The sequence below is a fragment of the Ruegeria sp. AD11(2025) genome (assembly GCF_056542405.1).
This window is the reverse complement of the sequence record NZ_JBQFZU010000033.1, coordinates 17,326-35,803: the sequence shown is the minus strand read 5'-3', so window position 1 is coordinate 35,803 and position 18,478 is coordinate 17,326. Positions and strand designations below refer to the sequence as shown.

Sequence of the window (18,478 nt, the reverse complement as noted above, 5' to 3'; positions counted from 1 at the left end):
TGGACAGGTCGGTTCGCGTCGGCAGCGACGGTGGCGGCTATTATCGATCAAATCGCGTGAAATAACGGGGACATCATGGACTATTTAGCAGCCATTCAGATTGCAGAGATTATCAGCACAATCTTTTACACTTTTCTCGGTGTCACGCTGATGTGGGTGGTGTGGAAGGTCATCGACTGGCTGACCCCGTTTTCGATCGTGCGCGAGATCGAGCATGACCAGAACGTGGCGCTGTCGATCCTGATCGGGCTGCTGTTCGTCTCGGTTGCCATCATCATCGCGGCCGTCATCCTGTCATGACGGCGGCCCGGGCGGTTGAGGCCCGCGCCGCGTGGCTGCTGGCCGCGACGTTTCTGGTTGCCGTCGCCGGGCTGATCTATGAGCTGATCGCGGCCACGCTCTCCAGCTATCTGCTGGGGGATTCGGTACGGCAGTTCTCACTGGTCATCGGGATATTCCTGTCGGCCATGGGGCTGGGCGCGTGGCTGTCGCGCTATGTCACGCACGCGTTTTCCGGCTTTGTCTGGGCGCAGATCCTGTTGGGGATCGTCGGTGGCTTCATGGCGCCAGTGCTGTTTCTGAACTATGCGTGGATGGGGCATGTGGCGACCCCGCTTTATGCCGCGCTGATCACCATCGGGGTGCTGTCGGGGATGGAAATACCCCTGATCGCGCGGGTACTGGAAGAGATCGGCGCGCTGAAGTTCCGGTTCGAAAATGTCCTGAGCGTCGATTACGTGGGTGCGCTGGTGGCCTCGCTGGCTTTTCCCTTGCTGGTGATCCCGCATCTGGGATTGATGTCGGCCAGTCTGGCCTTTGGCGGGTTGAATCTGGCGGTGGCGGGGCTGTCGCTGTTCCTGTTCCGGCACTGGGCCAGCCGGTTGCAGGTGGGCGTCTGGGTGCTGGCCTTTGCAGCGACCATGGTGGCGTTGTGGCATTCCGAGAAACTGGTTTCGGTCACAGAGGCGGAACTGTTCGAGGATGACGTGATCCTGTCCGAGGCGACGCCCTATCAGCAGATCACGGTGACGCGCTATCGTGACCGGGTGCGTCTGTTCCTGAACCACTCGATCCAGTTCGATACGCTGGATGAGCACCGCTATCACGAGCCGCTGGTGCATCCGGCCATGGCGCTTGCTCCGCGGCGGGTGGATATTCTGGTTCTCGGTGGCGGCGACGGTATGGCCGTGCGTGAGGTGCTGCGTTACGCAGACGTCGAAAGCGTGACGCTGGTTGATCTTGATCCTCGCGTCACACAGGTGTTCCGCGACCATCCGGACCTGTCGGCATTGAACGACAGGGTCTTGTCCGATCCGCGCGTCACCATCGTCAACAAGGATGCGTGGAAATTCCTGGAAGGGGAGGACCGGGTCTTTGACGTGATCCTCATTGATCTGCCGGACCCGAAATCCATCGCGTTGTCGCGGCTATATACACGGCAATTCTACGGGCTGGCTGTCGAGCGGCTGAGCGGGCAGGGGCTGTTGGTCACACAGGCCGGGTCACCATTCTTTGCGCGGCAGGCCTTCTGGTCGGTGGTGGAAACCCTGAACAGCAGCCGTAATCCGCAGCACCCGGGGCGAGGGCTGCATACTTTGCCTTATCACAGCTATGTGCCCAGTTTCGGCGAGTGGGGGTTTGTGCTGGCCTCACCCGAACCGCTGCCGGGTCGGGATCTGAACCTGCCAAAGGGGCTGAGTTTTCTGACCGATGACGTGTGGCAGGCAGCGCAGGCGTTCGGCTCGGACATGGACCGCGTCGCAGTCGAACCCAATACGCTGCAGACCCATGTTCTGACCGGGTACTATCTGGACGGCTGGGACTACTGGTTTCGATGAGCCGCAGCCAAGGCGTTCATCACCCGAACGCGTTCGATCGGCGCAGATGGTCCCTTGATATTCTCCGCAGAATGGTATACCGCCGCATACAAACAAAGCGCCGGGTCTCGCCAGAGCACCGCGAATCCGGCAGACAGCGTCATAAATTGCAAACAGCCGGATCAGCCATGAGCCTTTATACAGACTACCTCAGCGAAATCGAAACCCGTAAGGAACAGGGGCTGCACCCCAAGCCCATCGATGATGGCGCTCTTGTCAAAGAGATTGTCGATCAGATCAAGGATACCGGCAACGAACATCGGGCGGAGTCGCTGAATTTCTTCATCTATAACACGCTGCCCGGCACAACCAGCGCCGCAGGTGAGAAGGCCAAGTTCCTGAAAGAGATCATTCTGGGCGAGGCCTTGGTCGAGGAAATCTCGGTTCCTTTCGCGTTCGAACTGCTGTCGCACATGAAAGGCGGCCCCTCGGTTGAGGTTCTGCTGGATCTGGCGCTGGGTGACGATGCCGCGATTGCGGGTCAGGCCGCCGAGGTTCTGAAGTCGCAGGTCTTCCTGTATGACGCCGACACCGACCGGTTGAAGGCCGCTTTCGAGGCTGGCAACGCGGTAGCGAAAGACATTCTGGAAAGCTATGCCAAGGCAGAGTTTTTCACCAAGCTGCCCGATGTCGACGAAGAGGTTCAAGTCGTGACCTATGTCGCGGCCGAGGGCGATATCTCGACTGACCTGCTGTCGCCGGGCAACCAGGCGCACTCGCGCGCGGACCGGGAACTGCACGGTCAGTGCTTTGTCACCGAGAAAGCGCAGCAGGAAATCGAAGCCCTGAAAATTCAGCATCCTGACAAGCGAGTGATGCTGATCGCCGAAAAGGGCACCATGGGCGTGGGCTCGTCGCGGATGTCGGGTGTGAACAACGTGGCACTGTGGACCGGCAAGCAGGCCAGCCCCTATGTGCCCTTCGTCAACATCGCTCCGGTCGTTGCAGGCACCAATGGTATCTCGCCGATCTTTCTGACCACCGTGGGTGTGACCGGCGGTATCGGCATCGACTTGAAGAACTGGGTCAAGAAGGTCGACGAAGACGGCAATGCGATCCTGAACAATGACGGCAACCCGATTCTTGAAGAGAAGTATTCGGTCGCGACCGGCACGGTTCTGAAGATCAACACCAAAGAGCACAAGCTGCTGAGCGAAGATGGTGAAGAACTGGTGGATGTGTCCGCGTCCTTCACGCCGCAGAAAGTGGAATTCATGAAGGCGGGCGGTTCCTACGCCATTGTCTTCGGCAAGAAGCTACAGACATTTGCGGCCGAGACGCTGGGTGTCGAAGCACCTCTGGTCTTTGCTCCATCGAAAGAGATCAGCCACGACGGTCAGGGCCTGACCGCGGTTGAGAAGATCTTCAACAAGAACGCTGTGGGCACAACTCCGGGCAAGACCCTGCACGCCGGTTCGGACGTGCGTGTGAAGGTCAACATCGTCGGGTCGCAGGACACCACCGGCCTGATGACCATGCAGGAACTTGAATCGATGGCCGCGACAGTCGTGTCCCCCATCGTTGATGGTGCCTATCAGTCGGGTTGTCACACTGCATCGGTTTGGGATGCCAAGGCACAGGCAAACACGCCTCGCCTGATGAAGTTCATGAACGATTTCGGCCTTGTCACCGGTCGCGATCCCAAAGGCGTCTATCATGCGATGACCGACGTGATCCACAAGGTGCTGAACGACATCACGGTGGATGACTGGTCGGTTATCATTGGCGGCGACAGCCACACCCGCATGTCCAAAGGTGTGGCCTTCGGGGCCGACTCGGGCACCGTGGCGCTGGCGCTGGCCACCGGGGAAGCCTCGATGCCGATCCCGGAATCGGTCAAGGTGACGTTCAAAGGCAAAATGGCCGATCACATGGACTTCCGCGACGTAGTGCACGCCACGCAGGCGCAGATGCTGGAACAGCATGGCGACAACGTGTTCCAGGGCCGCGTGATCGAAGTGCATATCGGTACGCTGCTGGCGGACCAGGCCTTTACCTTCACCGACTGGACCGCCGAGATGAAGGCCAAGGCCTCGGTCTGTATCTCCAACGACGACACCCTGATCGGTTCGCTGGAACTGGCCAAGTCGCGCATCCAAATCATGATCGACAAGGGCATGGAGCATGATAACGGCATGCTGCAAAAGCTGATCAACATCGCTGATGCCCGCATTGCCGAGATCAAGTCGGGTGAAAAACCGGCACTGACCCCGGACGACAATGCGAAATACTCCGCCGAGGTCGTCGTCGATCTTGACCAGATCGTCGAGCCGATGATCGCCGACCCGGATGTCAACAATGCCGACGTTTCCAAGCGGTACACCCACGATACGATCCGTCCGATCTCGTACTACAATGCTGAAAAGCACGTTGATCTGGGCTTTGTTGGCTCGTGCATGGTGCACAAGGGTGACATCAAGATCGTCGCGCAGATGCTGAAGAATCTGGAAAAGGAAACCGGCAAGGTCGAATTCAAGGCCCCGCTGGTGGTCGCGGCACCGACCTACAACATCATCGACGAGTTGAAGGAAGAGGGCGACTGGGAAGTGCTCGAGAAATACTCGGGCTTCGAATTCGACGACCTGTTCCCGAAAACACAGGCACGCACCGAGTATGAGAACATTCTCTACCTTGAGCGTCCCGGCTGTAACCTCTGCATGGGTAACCAGGAGAAAGCCGCCAAGGGTGACACGGTTCTGGCCACGTCGACCCGCCTGTTCCAGGGCCGTGTCGTGGCAGATGCGCCGGACAAGAAAGGCGAAAGCCTGCTGGCCTCGACCCCGGTTGTCGTGCTGTCGGCCATCCTGGGCCGGACGCCGAAGATCGAAGAATACAAAGCAGCGGTCGAAGGCATTGACCTGACCAAGTTCGCCCCGCCGGTGGTGCCGGAAAACACCAAGTCGGCGCACTTTTAAAATTTTTTCAGGCCGGTTCAATTTGAACCGGCCTGATCTTTTCCGACACGGCGTTGAAACGCCTGTCAGTTTTAAAACCAGCGTTTGTGCCGCAAGCTTTTGGCACGGCCAGAGTCAGCGACTTCCTGGAAACACCCATGCTGCGATCTCGGTAAATAGCAGCAAGCCAGACGTCGCAGTGCTGGGGAATTGCCTCTTTGGGATCATGTTGGCGACCGCGATGCTGCCCTGAGCAGCCGAGGGGGATCTGAACGATTTGAACCCGCACATGTGCTGAATGAGACCTAAGTCGCTCAGACCAAGGTACAATATCGAAACACTGTTCTACTTCCTATGTTTGGCCCAGCACCGGTCCGGTGCCTGAACCAATGAGGATTGAGGCCATGGGATTCGCTGCATTTCTTGGAACTCTTTTAAAGGGGAGGAATGACATGAACATTCAAAACGTACAGGTCAGCACTGCGCTGGACACCTCGCACCTTGGCGTCGAATTCCCATTCAAAGCGCGCTATGGCAACTTCATCAACGGTGAATTCGTTGAACCCAAGTCGGGCCAGTATTTCGAAAACACCACACCGATCACCAACGAAGTGATTTGCGAAATCGCCCGATCGAACGCTGATGACATCGAGGCAGCGCTAGACGCCGCCCACGCCGCGTTCCCGGCCTGGGGCAAGACCTCGACCACCGAGCGCGCCAACATGCTGCTCAAGATTGCCGACATCATGGAGGCCAACACCCAGACCCTGGCAGCCGCTGAAACTCTGGACAACGGCAAGCCGATCCGCGAGTCCATCGCTGCTGATCTGGCGCTGTGCGTCGATCACTGGCGTTACTTTGCCGGCTGCATCCGTGCCGAAGAGGGCCATGTCTCGGAAATCGACGGCGACACCTATGCCTATCACATCCCCGAACCGCTGGGCGTTGTTGGTCAGATTATTCCGTGGAACTTCCCGCTTCTGATGGCGGTCTGGAAACTGGCGCCAGCGCTGGCCGCAGGCAACTGCGTTGTTCTGAAACCTGCCGAACAGACCCCGGCCTCGATTCTGGTTCTGGCTGAGCTGATCGCCGATGTCCTTCCTGCTGGAGTTCTCAACATCGTCAACGGCTATGGTCTCGAAGCCGGGAAGCCGCTTGCCTCTTCCAACCGCATCGCCAAGATCGCCTTCACCGGCGAAACCACCACCGGGCGCCTGATCATGCAGTATGCGTCGCAGAACCTGATCCCGGTCACCCTGGAACTGGGCGGCAAATCACCGAACATCTTCTTTGAAGACGTGATGGAAGCGGATGATGAATTCTTCGACAAATGCCTCGAAGGTTTCACCATGTTTGCCTTGAACCAGGGCGAGGTCTGCACTTGCCCCTCGCGCGCGTTGATCCAGGAATCGATCTACGACGATTTCATCGCCCGCGCTCTGGAGCGCGTAAAGGCGGTCAAGCAGGGCAACCCGCTGAGCATGGACACGATGATCGGTGCGCAGGCCTCGATCGAACAGAAGGAAAAAATCGCTTCCTACCTGCAACTGGGCAAGGATGAAGGCGCCGAATTGCTGACCGGTGGCAACGTGTCGACTCTGCCTGGTGTCGAAGGTGGCAACTATATCGAACCCACCGTGTTCAGGGGCCACAACAAGATGCGGATCTTCCAGGAAGAGATCTTTGGCCCGGTTTTGTCGGTCACCACATTCAAGGACGACGCCGAAGCGCTGGAAATCGCCAACGACACGCTCTACGGCCTCGGTGCCGGTGTCTGGACCCGCAACGGCAGCCGCGCGTTCCGGTTTGGCCGTGAAATTCAGGCCGGTCGTGTCTGGACCAACTGCTACCACGCCTATCCGGCCCACGCGGCCTTTGGCGGCTATAAGCAATCGGGCATCGGTCGTGAGACCCACAAGATGATGCTGGATCACTACCGTCAGACCAAGAACCTTCTGGTCAGCTACAGCCCCAACGCGCTTGGCTTCTTCTAAGAAATCCACGAACGGGCCGTTCCCGCGGTAATTCGGGGACGGCTTTTCCTTTGTGTTCCCGAAAGGCCACGCAATGACCGACACCATGACCGTTACCGCGACCGACGCAGCTTTGGCGCTTATTGCGGATCTCAAATGCCGGTTTGGAGAACATCTGCTGTTTCACCAGTCGGGTGGATGTTGTGACGGCTCGGCCCCAATGTGCTTTCAGCAGGACGACTACATAGTCGGGGACAACGATGTTCTGGTCGGTATGATTGGTGATGTTCCATTCTACATGAACGCTGATCAATACGAACGTTGGAAACACACGAACCTGATCGTCGATGCGATTGATGGGATCGGCGGCATGTTCTCGCTTGAAAATGGATCGGGGCGGCGGTTCCTGACGCGGTCGGATGTCTGTTTACGCTAGGTGGATCGTGTGCAGCAGATGCGTGCCGGAACAAATACCGAATTACAGTAATCCAATGCTCTAACCCGCTGTCCGGAGCCACCTTACAGACACTCAAGCAGACTTAGTCCCCGGTCCCTGCCAATGCATCTTCCAGAAATCCGCGAAGCTCATCCGGATCAATCGGTTTGTAGAACAGAGCCGCGTCGAGCGTTTCGCAGATCCCCTGCAGATCGCGCGAGCGGTTGGCAGTCACCAGACAGGCCGGCACCGGACCATGTATGGCGCGGATCGAGTTGATTGCATCGATACCGAGCGCCCCGTCATCCAGTTGATAATCGGCTATGATTACGTTCGGAGCTGTATCGACTTCCCGCAGCAGTTCTTGGGCCTCTTCCAGGTTCGCACAGGGCAACACATCAAGTCCCCAATTGTCCAGAGTGATGGTCATGGCGGAGCGCAGCTCGGCGTCGTTTTCGATCAGTACAGCGATCTGGTGTTCCAGTGATTTGCCGCTTGAGGCGGGAATTTTGGCGGGTTGTTTGCTTGGGGTCGCCGCGCTGAGCGGCAGTTCAACTTTAAAGCAGGTGCCGTACCCTACATGCGAGGAAAGGTGCAATGGGTGTTGCAGAAGGCGGCAGGCGCGTTCGACAATGGCGAGACCAAGGCCCATGCCCTCGGTCGGATTGGCCGTCGCGTTCAGGCGGTGGAACTCATAAAACACTTTCTCCTGCTGATCCTCGGGGATGCCGGGGCCCGTGTCCCAGACTTCGACACGGACCGAACCCGAACCGCGCCGTACGCCGACCAACACCTTGCCATGTTCCGTATATCGAATTGCATTCGAAGCAAGGTTCTGAAGGATGCGGCGCAGATAGGATGCGTCGCTTTCGACCCACGCGTCACAGTTGACCAGTCGAAACTCCAACCCTTTTTTCCGGGCCAGTGGTTCCAATTCATCGTTTAGCTGGGTCAGCATGTCCCGCAGGTTGATCGACGAGACGTCGACCGAAGCGAGACCTGAATCCAGTTTGGAAATATCCAGCAGGGCCGCGAGGATCTGCTCGACACTGACCAGCGCATTGCTGACTTTGGAAACGCGTTCGCGAAGTTCGGACCGTTGCAGATCGCAATCGAGGGATGCCACATAGAGCTTTGCCGCTGAAAGTGGTTGCAACAGGTCGTGGCTCGCCGCGGCAACAAAGCGCGATTTCGAAGCATTCGCCCGTTCGGCTTCGGACAAAGCGTCCTCAAGGTCCAGGGTACGTGTGGCCACGCGCTGTTCGAGGGTTTCGTTCGCTTGCTTGATTGCGCGGACGGCCGCCCGTTCCGCAGTGATGTCGGTGAAGCTGATCACGAATCCCTGATCGGGCATCTGTTGGGCAAAGACGGCGAGGACACGATCGGCGCCAATGCCAATTTCGAATGACAGCGGAGCGCGCGTGGTCTTGCTCGCCACCCAGGCTTCGACATCGGTATTGTCGATCGGGCCAAGGAATTCCAGATCGTCACGGATTTCGCGGTAGAACGATGAGAAAAAGGTTCCAAGCTGCATCTGGTTTGCCGGTATCGCCAAAAGCTCACCGGCGCGGCGGTTCCAGCCAACAAGCTGGCTTTGGTCGTCAAAGATAAGAACGCCTTGATTCAAATGCTCGAGCGTGGCCTTGATCAGCTTTGCCTGATCGTCCAGCAGGCGTTCGCGTTCCTGTAACTCGAGCCGCATCATTTCGGTGATGTCAGTCTGGATGATCACGGTGCCGCCATCCGGCGTGCGATGCTCGCTGACTTGCAGCCAGCGGTTGTCGGCCAAGCGGACGCTAAAGGCGGCGTGACTGTTCTTGTGCTGGGCCAGTCGGTAGGCCTCCCAACCCTGTGGAGTTTCGCCATCGGGCAGCGACAGATAGGGGCTGTGGGCGATCAGGTGGACATAGTTTTCGAAATTCAGCCCCGGCTTGAGCAGGTGATAAATATCCCGCATCTGCTTGCTGAACCGGCTGTTGCACATGACCAGCGCATCGCTTGGATCGAATAGGGCGAACCCTTCTTTCAACGTCTCGATCGCATTGGCGAGGTTGGCCCGGGCCGCTTCGGTTTCGGCGTTGGCATCTGCCAGTTTCGCGTTCGAGACGTTCAATAGATCCAGCGCGTGCTCGAGTTCCTTGGTACGCGAGCGCACTTCCTCCTCAAGCATCACCGCCCGCTGAAACTGGGTGTAGGCGGCACCTGAGGCTTCGGAACTCTGTTCGACCCGCCGCATCAGTGTTTCGGTGATCTTAAGCAGTTTTTCGTTTTGACGCTCGAGCGTGTCCCGGGGATCGATCAGTTCGCTGGTCATGGCTCAGCCATCCTCGGGCGGATAAATCGCGACGCCTGTGAGCGTCTGATTCACATGCATCGAGTTGACCTGTTCGCCATAGGTGGAAAAGCCGACAACACGGTTTTCCCCGAGCACCCGTGAGATGTCGGTTGTCATCTGCTTCTGCTGGGCTTCGAGGCGGCGCAGGATGCAATCGCAGGCCAGCACGATTTCCGGCTGTTTCTGCTCCGACAGGGCCGCCATTTCACGGGACAGATGCGTGACCATATTCTCAGCATCGGCCAGCGTGAGGACGACACCCTCGTCAATGGCCGAGAAAAACACCAGATCGCCGTTTTCGGCCACCTGCTGGATCGCGCGCACATGGTGCTGATCACCGATCTGCACCACCACCGGATGGGCCGCAAAAGTAAAGGTTGTCAACTGCTCGGGATCCTTGTCGAGCAGACGTGCGTATTCCCGCGCAGCCGGTTCGGCATTGATCTCGTGGACGATGCGCCGGGCCGGATCGGCTCCGGTCACCACCATGCGTTTCTGGGCCGGGATGAGATGGTCGGTCTTGAAAACGTGGATAGGGCAGCGGCTGCGGACCTGAATGAGAATGGCGGCGTTGGAATGCGCGCGCCCACCATGCAGCACATAAGTTTTTCCGAAATCAGTGCCGTCGCCGGCCGAACCGCCAAAAAAGGGGACTGGTCCGAGTCCGACGGACAGTTGCGACGTTAGCATATCTTCCTTGGTGGACAGTCCGTCGATTAACAGAAAGGTAAAATCCGAGATCCAGCCCGGCGTTTCCCGCGCCATATGGTTTCGGTTGCGGATCATGCGCTCGATCAGGTTCTGGGCGTCAAACCGATCGAGATCGTCGATGAGGATGGTCCGGGTGTGAAAGTGGGTTTGCGGAAACCCGACAGCCACGATCTTGCCATCGGTATAACCCTTTTCGCCGATCTCTCCGGCCGTGGTGCAGCCAACCACCTGGGCTGGCGCAAAAACCCGCTGGGCTTCGTCGATCAGCCGGGACACATCAGTTTCCGGAGACAAAAATAGTAAAACCAGGGACAGATCTCCGGGCCTGAGCGCCCTGGCCAGTTGCGTAACCGCATCCGGGGCCAGGCAATCGACTTGTCCAGACCGCACGATTTGTGCCGCCCCGGACAGACCATGAATATGGCCCATCTCATTTCCTCCCCTGAAAACCGCGGGCCAGATTAGCCGTGTGGTGTTTGGTCGTGCAAGACATTTGCAAAGCTGGTCTGCTTTGCGATCAGTACCGCCTGCGTACGGCTCTGAACACCCAGTTTCCGCATGATCGCGGTGACATGCGCTTTGACCGTAGTCTCGGCAATCGACAGATCATAGGCGATCTGCTTGTTCAGCTTGCCTTCGCAGATCAGCTGCAGAATGCGGCCCTGCTGATTGGTCAGCGATGCCAATCGCTTCATTGCATCGTCCTTTTCGGCCGCGTCCGTTTCTTCGAGCAGAACGCAGTCGGACGGGATAAAGGTTTCCCCGCGCTTCAGTGTTTCCAGCGCCTGATAGAACACGTCCCGCTGGCTGTGCTTGGGAATGTACCCGGCGGCCCCGGCGTGAATTGCCGAACTGATGATGCGATTGTCGGCCATTGACGATGCCACAAGGATCGGGCATTTGGTGGCGTTGCGCAGACGCAAAAGCCCATCAAGCCCGTTCACGTCCGGCAGGTTCAGATCGAGCACGATCAGATCCGGTTCAGTGCCACGCGAGATCATGTCAAGCGCCCCTTGAAGAGTCGGGGCGGTGTGCATGCTGGTGATCGACGACACAACCTGCAATGTCATCGACAGGGCATCGCAAAACAAGGGGTGATCGTCCACGATTAGGGCGGAATTGAAAGTGATCGCCTGTGCTATGTCGGTGTTCGCGTGCATTTGAATCCAGATCAGATAGCGTTGCCTGCCATCATACCAAAGTAGCGGCTTAGCAGGATATACGCCTAAAGTCGTAGAACGACAAACGCGCACCTCGGGAGTGCGCGTTCTTGGTTGAGTGTATCGGTGCCGGATCAGTCGGCTGCAGCCAGTTCCTTGGGCAGCTTGAATGTCCAGACCATGCCACCCTGGTTCAAATAGTTGACCTTTTTGGCCACTTCACCGCCCCAGAGAGGAACCGCGCCGCCCCATCCCGAGACAATCGAGACATATTGCTCGCCGTCCTGCTCCCAGGTTACGGGCTGGCCAACAATGCCCGAACCGGTCTGGAACGACCACAGCTCTTCGCCTGTTTCGTCGTCAAAGGCGATGAACTTGCCTTCCGGCGTGCCGGTGAAGACGAGGCCGCCGGCAGTGGTCATCACACCGCCCCAAAGCGGTGCGTCGTTCTTGAATTCCCACTTGACCTCGCCGGTGTCGGGGTCGATCGCCTTGAGGCTGCCGATGTGGTCCTCGTAATTGGGCTTGATGGTGAAGCCTGCGCCCAGATATGCGGCGCCTTTCTTGTACGAGATCGGTTCGTTCCAGATATCCATGCCCCACTCGTTCGACGGGACATAGAAATTTCCTGTGCGCTGCGAGAACGCCATCGGCATCCAGTTCTTGCCGCCCAGGAACGAGGGCGAGGCAAAGATCACGTCACCCTTCTTGCCGTCTGCCGCATCTGCCGGGTTACCGGGCCGGTTTTCCTCTACAAAGATCGGGCGCCCAGTCTCGTCGATGCCGCTGGCCCACGAGATGTCCTTGACGAAAGGCGTGGCGCTGACAAAAGCACCGTCCTCGCGGTTCAGCACGTAGAAGAAACCGTTACGGTCGGCGGTGGCAAAGCGCTTGTTGCCTTCGCGGTCGGTATAAGCGACCACTTCGTTGACACCGTCATAGTCCCAGCCTTCGCGCGGGGTGGTCTGGAAATGCCACTTGATCTCACCGGTTTTCGGGTCGATGCCGATGCGGCTGGCGGCATAGAGATTGTCGCCCTTGTTGCCTTCTGTCGGGGTGCCGGCGTTACGTAAATGGCTGTTCCAGGGTGCGGGATTGCCGGCACCAAAGACGAGCGTATCGGTGTCGGCATCGTAGGAACCACCCAGCCAGGTTGCGCCTCCACCGGTTTTCCACATATCGCCCGGCCAAGTCGCGTTGAGCGTTCCGGTCATGGTGGATTCTTCACCGTTGAGCGTGCCCATGTGACCTTCGATCACCGGGCGGGTCCAAACAAGCTCGCCGGTTTCGGCGTCGCGCGCCTGCACTTCACCGATGATGCCGAACTCACCACCCGAGTTACCGGTCACGACCAGACCGTCCACGATCAGCGGTGCGGCTGTATAGGAATAGCCGGCCTTGTAGTCGGCGATTTTCTTACGCCATTTCACGTCGCCGGTTTTCAGGTCCAACGCCACGATGCGGGCATCCAGGGTGCCGAAATAGAAATTGTCGCCATAGATGGCACCGCCGCGATTGATCACGTCACAACAGGGCAAGATGCCTTCGGGCAGGCGTGCGTCGTACTGCCAAAGCTCTTCACCCGTGTTCACGTCGATGGCATAGACACGGCTGTAAGAGCCAGTGATATACATCACCCCGTCATAAATCAGAGGCTGGGTTTCCTGACCGCGCTGCTTTTCGCCGCCCAGGCTGAAGGCCCAGGCCGGGATCAATTTATGGATGTTTTCCTTGTTCAGCGTGTCCAGCGGGCTGAAACGCTGCAGGTGGCGTCCCATACCGTTGGTCACGATCTGCGACGTGACGGACTGGTCATTCCTGATTTCTTCTTCGGTCACTCCGGCGTGGCTCGCGCCAGCCAACATGACCCCTGCAACTGCTGCAGTGATAAAGCGATTCATGTGGGCTCCTCCCATGATGTATTTGTTCCAAAGCCAGGCGCCTAGTCGCGCGGGTTTCCGGCTATGTGCATTATTGGGAACAGGTTGACCCCGGGGTATTGCACAAAGGTCGTAAGACAGATCAGGTCATGCGCCGTGTCAGCCCCCGTGCGGGATCGAACCCCCTGACCGACAAGCCAAGAAACACCACTGAGGCAACACAGGTCCACATCAGCGCGATGCCATTGAGCAGCTGGATCAGGCAACGGGCGATTTCCAGTCGCCTCCGGTGACCACCGCTGAGGTTGCGCACGGTTTCCTTTGACCGGTTGCGCGTGATGAGCCGGTCCAGAACGGCATCGGCGCGGGATTGGGTCAGCTTGCCCGGCAATCCGTGTAGCGCGGCGAAATAGGTGAGGGTGAGTATAACCGAGAGATTCAAATCAAACGTGGGCTGCTGAAAGACAACTCGGATGTTTTTCAAGGCAATGCGGGGGTCCCTTGCCATGTCGTGTTAGGCAATTTCGATGCGGTCTTGGGGGACGTAAACAGCCGGATTAGAAGGCCGAACAGGGTGGATTCCCGGCCCAGTTCGGACCCAGCAACGTACAGAAAGCGCCGGACGGGACGTGAAAATTCTTATCGTCCCACGCCTGTTTCGTACTTTTGGCATAGCTCAGGTTTTGGACACTGAGGCAGATCACTGTATGGCGATCTCTAGTTTCTGGGTCTCGCCGGTAGAGCCGGGAACCTTGAGATGGTAGCGACCTGGTTTCAGTGCGATGAAGCCTATCTCCATTTCGCCGGCCTCATCAAACTCGATACTGTCGAGCCCCAGCGGGCGGATTTCGAGCCCTTCGACCACGATTTCGTCGATCCAGATGGCGCGGAAGAATTCAGAGCCGACAAGCGCCAGCTCCTGGCTGCCGTCGCCCTGGATTTCGAATTCGTAATAAGTGCCGGATTTGAGTTCCCAGGGGGCGTCCGTCAGGGGCATGCCGGCAGAGAGGATGATCGGCGGCAGATCTTCCTTGTTGGTGGCCGAGAGCAGGCCGGCCATGCCGAACTGGGGTTCGTCATCGTTGTTATCTGCTATGGCAGCGGCGGGCAGAACCAGGGTCAGAAGGGCGACGGTTAGGGGTTTGGTTAGCACGGTTAATCTCCTGTCGGTTCGTTTTTTGGGGCTAATAGGCACCGGACTTGCATCGCGCGTGCCCTAACTGGCAGCCCAGGCGGAGGATGGCGGATGGGGAGCGTTACGGTCGCATCGCCGCGCCCCAGGGGAAGCGGCCCACTTTGACGGATTTCAACGCCTCGCGGCTGGCCACGTCGATCACGGTCACGTCGCCCGAAACACCGTTGGTTGTGAACAGCAGCGATTTGTCCGGGGAGAAATCCATGTGCCAGACCCGGCGGCCGACAAGGATATAATCCTCGACCTCATACGTTTCTGCATTGACGACAGCGACGTGGTTTGAGGGGCCCAGTGCGACGAAAACGGCCTTTTCGTCTTCGGTGAATTCGAAGCCGACGGGTTGTACACGGTCGGGATGCACGCCCTTGACAGCGAATTCGATCTTGGCCTTCTCGGATTGGTTGACTGTGTCAAAAACAGTGATGGTGCCGCCAATCTCGGAACTCACCCAGAGCTCGGAACCGCCTGCGGTGAATTCGGCGTGACGCGGCCGGCTGTCAACCAGCGTGTTGGCGAACAACTCGCGGGTTTCGGTGTCGATCCAATGCGCCATGTTGGTGGTTTCCGAGGTGGTGATGGCGATCTTGCCGTCGGGGCTCACGGCCATGCCTTCAGGTTCGATGCCTACATTGATCTGGGCGATCACCTTGCGGCTTTCGGTGTCGACTACAGTGGTTACCGCGTCATCCTCGTTAGCGATGTAGAGATGGCGGTCATTGGGGTGCAGAACGAATTGTTCCGGGTCTTCACCCGATGGCAGGTCGTGCAGGATTTGACCTGTATTCGGATCCATTACCTGAACCGTGTCGCTGTCCGAGGCACAGATATAGACGCGGCTGTAATCCTTGGAAAAGGTGATGCCGCGCGGGCGCTCGCCGGTTGGAATCGTTCGGGTAACTTCAAGCGTGTCCACATCAATCACGCTGATCGTGTCGTCCTTTTCGTTGGTAACCCAGATCTCGGCGGCATGAAGCGGCGTCGTGATGCTGAGGGCGGCAGTGAAGAGCAGGTGTTTCATTGTGCGGCTCCGTTGGATGCCTCTCGCGAGAATTTTCGAAATAGATGAAAGCAGGTCATTGGAAGGCTTTGCAGGCGCTGTCCGGCGCATCGAGGCCCAGCGAGTCAAGCTCGTTATGCTGGTGCAGGTACCCTTCGAGCGGTGGCTGGGCGGCGAGGGCACTTTGGGTGACCAGCGGGATCGGCTGGCGCAGCTGACCGTTCCATTTGCGGTAACTGAGCGGGCGGCCCTTGAAGCCAGCCAGTTCGAATGTATCCGACAGGATGAATTCGCGAAGATCGGCGGGTTCCGAGCTATTGGTGCGGGTCGCGGCCTCGCCAATCGTGCGAATGGCGGTCCAGGCGGCATAGTCCCGGGGCCGCATCGGACGGTTGGCCAGGTCGCGGAACCGCGATTGCAATTGGGCCGCGCCCCATTGTTCGACCACTGGTGCCCAGGCTGTGGGCCTGAGCCCTTCGGAGCCGGCAACCGGGCGCGGCAGCCAGGTGTTGAAGGCAATATAGCGGCCAAAATCGTTCAGCTCGTCGGCGATCAGCAGCAAGTCGTATGTGCCGAGGTCTTGCGTCAACAGAGGAACCTCCTGCGCTGCATTGCGGCGCATATCCGCATCAAAGCTCCAGGTTTTTTCGGCCGTGATGCTGAGGGCGAATTTAGCGGCACTTTGGCGCAAAGCATCGGCAAAGGCTTGGTCCTGCGGGTGTTCACCGGAAATCAGGGCCAGCGTGTCCCAGCGTTTGGTGCGGGCAAATTGCATCATGGCGTCGCTGCGCATCTGGTAGGACGGCAAAGTGTGCAACAGGTTGGCGCGACAGTTCTGACTGCGCAAACTCATGTCGGCACTGGAAGTGTTGAACAGCAAGGCGTCGCCCGCAGCGGGCAGGTCGGCAATTTTCAGCAAGGTGTCTGCCGGGACATCTAGGATCAGGAAAGGCGTCTGTTCCAGCGCTTGGCCCGCAGCCGCGAGCGGGTCGCCTCCCACGGGGATCACCACGGTTTCCAGGTGGTACTTATGGCCGAGAAAAGCCCCGGTGGTTTGGTTGTCACTCAACCCCAAATGGGCGCCCTTCTCGCCCAGGTCGTCGGGGATTGGGTCAAGGTTCGACAGAGTTGGAGGGCGGTCGGTTTCCTGCTTGAGAAAGACCATTGGTATACGAATCTCGGCAACCGCGGTGCCAGCTGCAATCATCATGACAGTGAATGTGAGCATGAGATTTCGCATGTTTCCTCACCAAAAGGTTTTCGGTTACTCCAAGGCTAAGGCCTGATCGACAGGGGGGGCCATTGGACCATGGTCGTATGGTGAATCGGCTGATCTAGAACTTAAGTCTCGTATCGAGCGTGTGTTCGTCTCCGCTAAAAACTGAGTGGGAAACACACGAACGGGAGGACTAGATGTTCAGACTGTCCATGGCCACGATTGGCCTGATTACCGCAAGTTCGATGGCGCATGCTCATGGCGATGTGGCACCGCAACCGATGAATACCGATGCTTTGCCGGATGTGGGCGAAGAGTGGCTGATCGAAAACCCTTATCGCGATCAGGGTGAAGAGGTCTGGAAGGCCGCAATAGAGATCGGAGACAGCGGTTACAATCAGAACTGTGCCCGGTGCCACGGTCTGGGAGGTGTGTCCGGTGGGCTGGCGCCTGATCTGCGCTATCTCGAAGCCGAAGAATATGGCGACGAATGGTTTGTCGAACGATTCCAGACCGGATACACCCAGAATGGTATCACCAAGATGCCCGCCTTTGGCGAATTGCTGGGGCAGAAGGCCGCATGGGCGATCCGCACCTATATCGAGACCCGGCCCGATGATGGTGAATTGGACGATGTGACGCCACGGCTGATACAGATCCGGGATGAACTGACCGCAATGGCGGATGGTGGCACAGGTGATGTCGAAGCCCTGCGCAGCGAGTTGAATACGGTTGCCGAAGGTGTGGCGACCGGCTCCGGAGCACCCGTGGCCGACAGCGTTGCCTTTCGTGCGGCGAGCCTGATTTCCGGCGATCAACCGGATTTTGCCGGTGCGGCCGAGGTCCTGACCATCGGTCTGTCAGCAGCCAACTAGAAAATACAGATTGGGGCACATGAAACGTTTTCTTACCGGAACTTTTTTCTCCCTGTCGGTTGTCTGTGCCTCGGCACAGACCGCATCAGCCCGATGCGAAGATCATGTGCCCCAAGCCAAGCCCCAAAACGTGTCGCGGGATCGGGTTGGGCAGGATCTCGATACGATTCAGGAACGCGGGTTCATTACCTTTGCCGCCTACGAGGATTTTCCGCCCTGGTCGTTCGAGGAGGACGGGAAGATCAAGGGCGTGGATGTTGAGATCGGACGCCTGATCGCGCAGGAGCTGGGCGTCGAGGCCCGGTTCAATCTTGTGGCGCCAGGCGAGGATCTGCAGACCGATCTGCGCAACTGGATTTGGAAAGGCCCTATCGTCGGCGGCAGTGTGGCCAATGTCATGCTGCATGTGCCTTATGACAGCGAATTTGCCTGCCGGGTTGAACAGGTGGTTTTCACCGGGCAGTACCATGTCGAAGAAATCGCAATCGCCTATCGTAAAGAAGCCTATCCGGAGGACCCACCGGTTCCGGCCTATTTCCGCTTTGACACGGTCGGGGTCGAGAACGACTCGATTGCCGATTTCTACCTGTCATCCTTTCCCGGTGGGCAGCTGTCGCACAATGTGACCCGGTTCCCTTCGATGGCGGATGCCATGGCGGGGCTGGCTGTGGGTGAAACCATGGCGGCGATGGGGCCTCGGGCGCAGCTGGAACACGGCGCAACCGAAGATCTGGCAGTGCATAGCCCACCGCTGCCGGGCTTTGCCGTGGGGAAATGGACCGCCGGGGTTGCGGTTCATTTTGCGTATCGGCCACTGGCCTATGCAGTTGGAGATGCGGTTTTTGCCGGGGTAGAAGATGGGCGCGTGGCGCAGATATTCGCCGAATATGGTCTGACATTCGCGCCACCGGAATTGCGCTGAAGCGGCT

15 protein-coding genes are annotated in these 18,478 nt (G+C 58.3%); 7 read left to right on the top strand and 8 right to left on the bottom strand.

All coding sequences use genetic code 11. The annotated features are described in order from the left end of the window. The first annotated feature begins 75 nt into the window (after positions 1-75). From ACR1XY_RS21195 to ACR1XY_RS21175, 5 genes are all read left to right on the top strand, one after another. On the top strand, positions 76-300 hold the full coding sequence (locus ACR1XY_RS21195; protein ID WP_480596211.1) for a DUF350 domain-containing protein: 225 nt from the start codon (positions 76-78) through the stop codon (positions 298-300). Continuing rightward, positions 297-1,838: a polyamine aminopropyltransferase gene (locus ACR1XY_RS21190; protein ID WP_480596208.1), complete on the top strand. Its 1,542-nt coding sequence runs from the start codon at positions 297-299 to the stop codon at positions 1,836-1,838. Before ACR1XY_RS21195 ends, ACR1XY_RS21190 begins: the two co-directional genes overlap by 4 nt. Before the next feature lie 167 nt (positions 1,839-2,005). Next, positions 2,006-4,792 carry a bifunctional aconitate hydratase 2/2-methylisocitrate dehydratase gene (locus tag ACR1XY_RS21185; RefSeq protein ID WP_480596206.1) on the top strand — a complete coding sequence of 929 codons (2,787 nt, stop codon included), beginning with the start codon at positions 2,006-2,008 and terminating at the stop codon, positions 4,790-4,792. A gap of 431 nt (positions 4,793-5,223) precedes the next feature. Further along, a complete protein-coding gene (gene adh / locus ACR1XY_RS21180; protein WP_480596204.1) occupies positions 5,224-6,765 on the top strand; it encodes an aldehyde dehydrogenase in 1,542 nt (513 codons plus the stop codon). 73 nt (positions 6,766-6,838) lie between these two features. Further along, on the top strand, positions 6,839-7,180 hold the full coding sequence (locus ACR1XY_RS21175) for a DUF779 domain-containing protein (protein WP_480596201.1): 342 nt from the start codon (positions 6,839-6,841) through the stop codon (positions 7,178-7,180). Positions 7,181-7,283: 103 nt separating this feature from the next. Here the strand turns inward: ACR1XY_RS21175 and ACR1XY_RS21170 are convergent, their stop codons facing one another. From ACR1XY_RS21170 to ACR1XY_RS21135, 8 genes are all read right to left on the bottom strand, one after another. Then, the gene (locus ACR1XY_RS21170) at positions 7,284-9,494 is read right to left on the bottom strand and encodes a hybrid sensor histidine kinase/response regulator (RefSeq protein ID WP_480596199.1); all 2,211 of its coding nucleotides are present in this window, start codon (positions 9,492-9,494) and stop codon (positions 7,284-7,286) included. A gap of 3 nt (positions 9,495-9,497) precedes the next feature. Next, the gene (locus ACR1XY_RS21165) at positions 9,498-10,655 is read right to left on the bottom strand and encodes an FIST N-terminal domain-containing protein (protein WP_480596197.1); all 1,158 of its coding nucleotides are present in this window, start codon (positions 10,653-10,655) and stop codon (positions 9,498-9,500) included. A gap of 32 nt (positions 10,656-10,687) precedes the next feature. Continuing rightward, positions 10,688-11,386 (bottom strand): LuxR C-terminal-related transcriptional regulator, encoded by a 699-nt coding sequence (locus ACR1XY_RS21160; RefSeq protein WP_480596195.1) that lies wholly within the window; start codon positions 11,384-11,386, stop codon positions 10,688-10,690. 134 nt (positions 11,387-11,520) lie between these two features. Then, positions 11,521-13,287 carry a PQQ-dependent methanol/ethanol family dehydrogenase gene (locus ACR1XY_RS21155; RefSeq protein WP_480596193.1) on the bottom strand — a complete coding sequence of 589 codons (1,767 nt, stop codon included), beginning with the start codon at positions 13,285-13,287 and terminating at the stop codon, positions 11,521-11,523. Positions 13,288-13,408: 121 nt separating this feature from the next. After that, entirely contained in the window at positions 13,409-13,750 is a 342-nt protein-coding gene (locus tag ACR1XY_RS21150; protein WP_480596191.1) for an ATP-binding cassette domain-containing protein, read from the bottom strand. 216 nt (positions 13,751-13,966) lie between these two features. Then, a complete protein-coding gene (locus ACR1XY_RS21145; protein ID WP_480596189.1) occupies positions 13,967-14,419 on the bottom strand; it encodes a cupredoxin domain-containing protein in 453 nt (150 codons plus the stop codon). Between the two features lie 103 nt (positions 14,420-14,522). After that, positions 14,523-15,479 carry a YVTN family beta-propeller repeat protein gene (locus tag ACR1XY_RS21140; protein WP_480596187.1) on the bottom strand — a complete coding sequence of 319 codons (957 nt, stop codon included), beginning with the start codon at positions 15,477-15,479 and terminating at the stop codon, positions 14,523-14,525. 55 nt (positions 15,480-15,534) lie between these two features. Then, complete coding sequence (locus tag ACR1XY_RS21135) at positions 15,535-16,698, bottom strand: ABC transporter substrate-binding protein (protein WP_480596185.1); 1,164 nt, start codon at positions 16,696-16,698, stop codon at positions 15,535-15,537. Between the two features lie 173 nt (positions 16,699-16,871). Here ACR1XY_RS21135 and pedF point away from each other — a divergent pair, with 173 nt between their 5' ends. Both pedF and ACR1XY_RS21125 read left to right on the top strand, forming a co-directional pair. Continuing rightward, entirely contained in the window at positions 16,872-17,549 is a 678-nt protein-coding gene (gene pedF / locus ACR1XY_RS21130) for a cytochrome c-550 PedF (protein WP_480596183.1), read from the top strand. Positions 17,550-17,568: 19 nt separating this feature from the next. Further along, positions 17,569-18,471, top strand: a complete 903-nt coding sequence (locus ACR1XY_RS21125; protein WP_480596181.1) for a substrate-binding periplasmic protein — start codon at positions 17,569-17,571, stop codon at positions 18,469-18,471. Positions 18,472-18,478 lie beyond the last annotated feature (7 nt).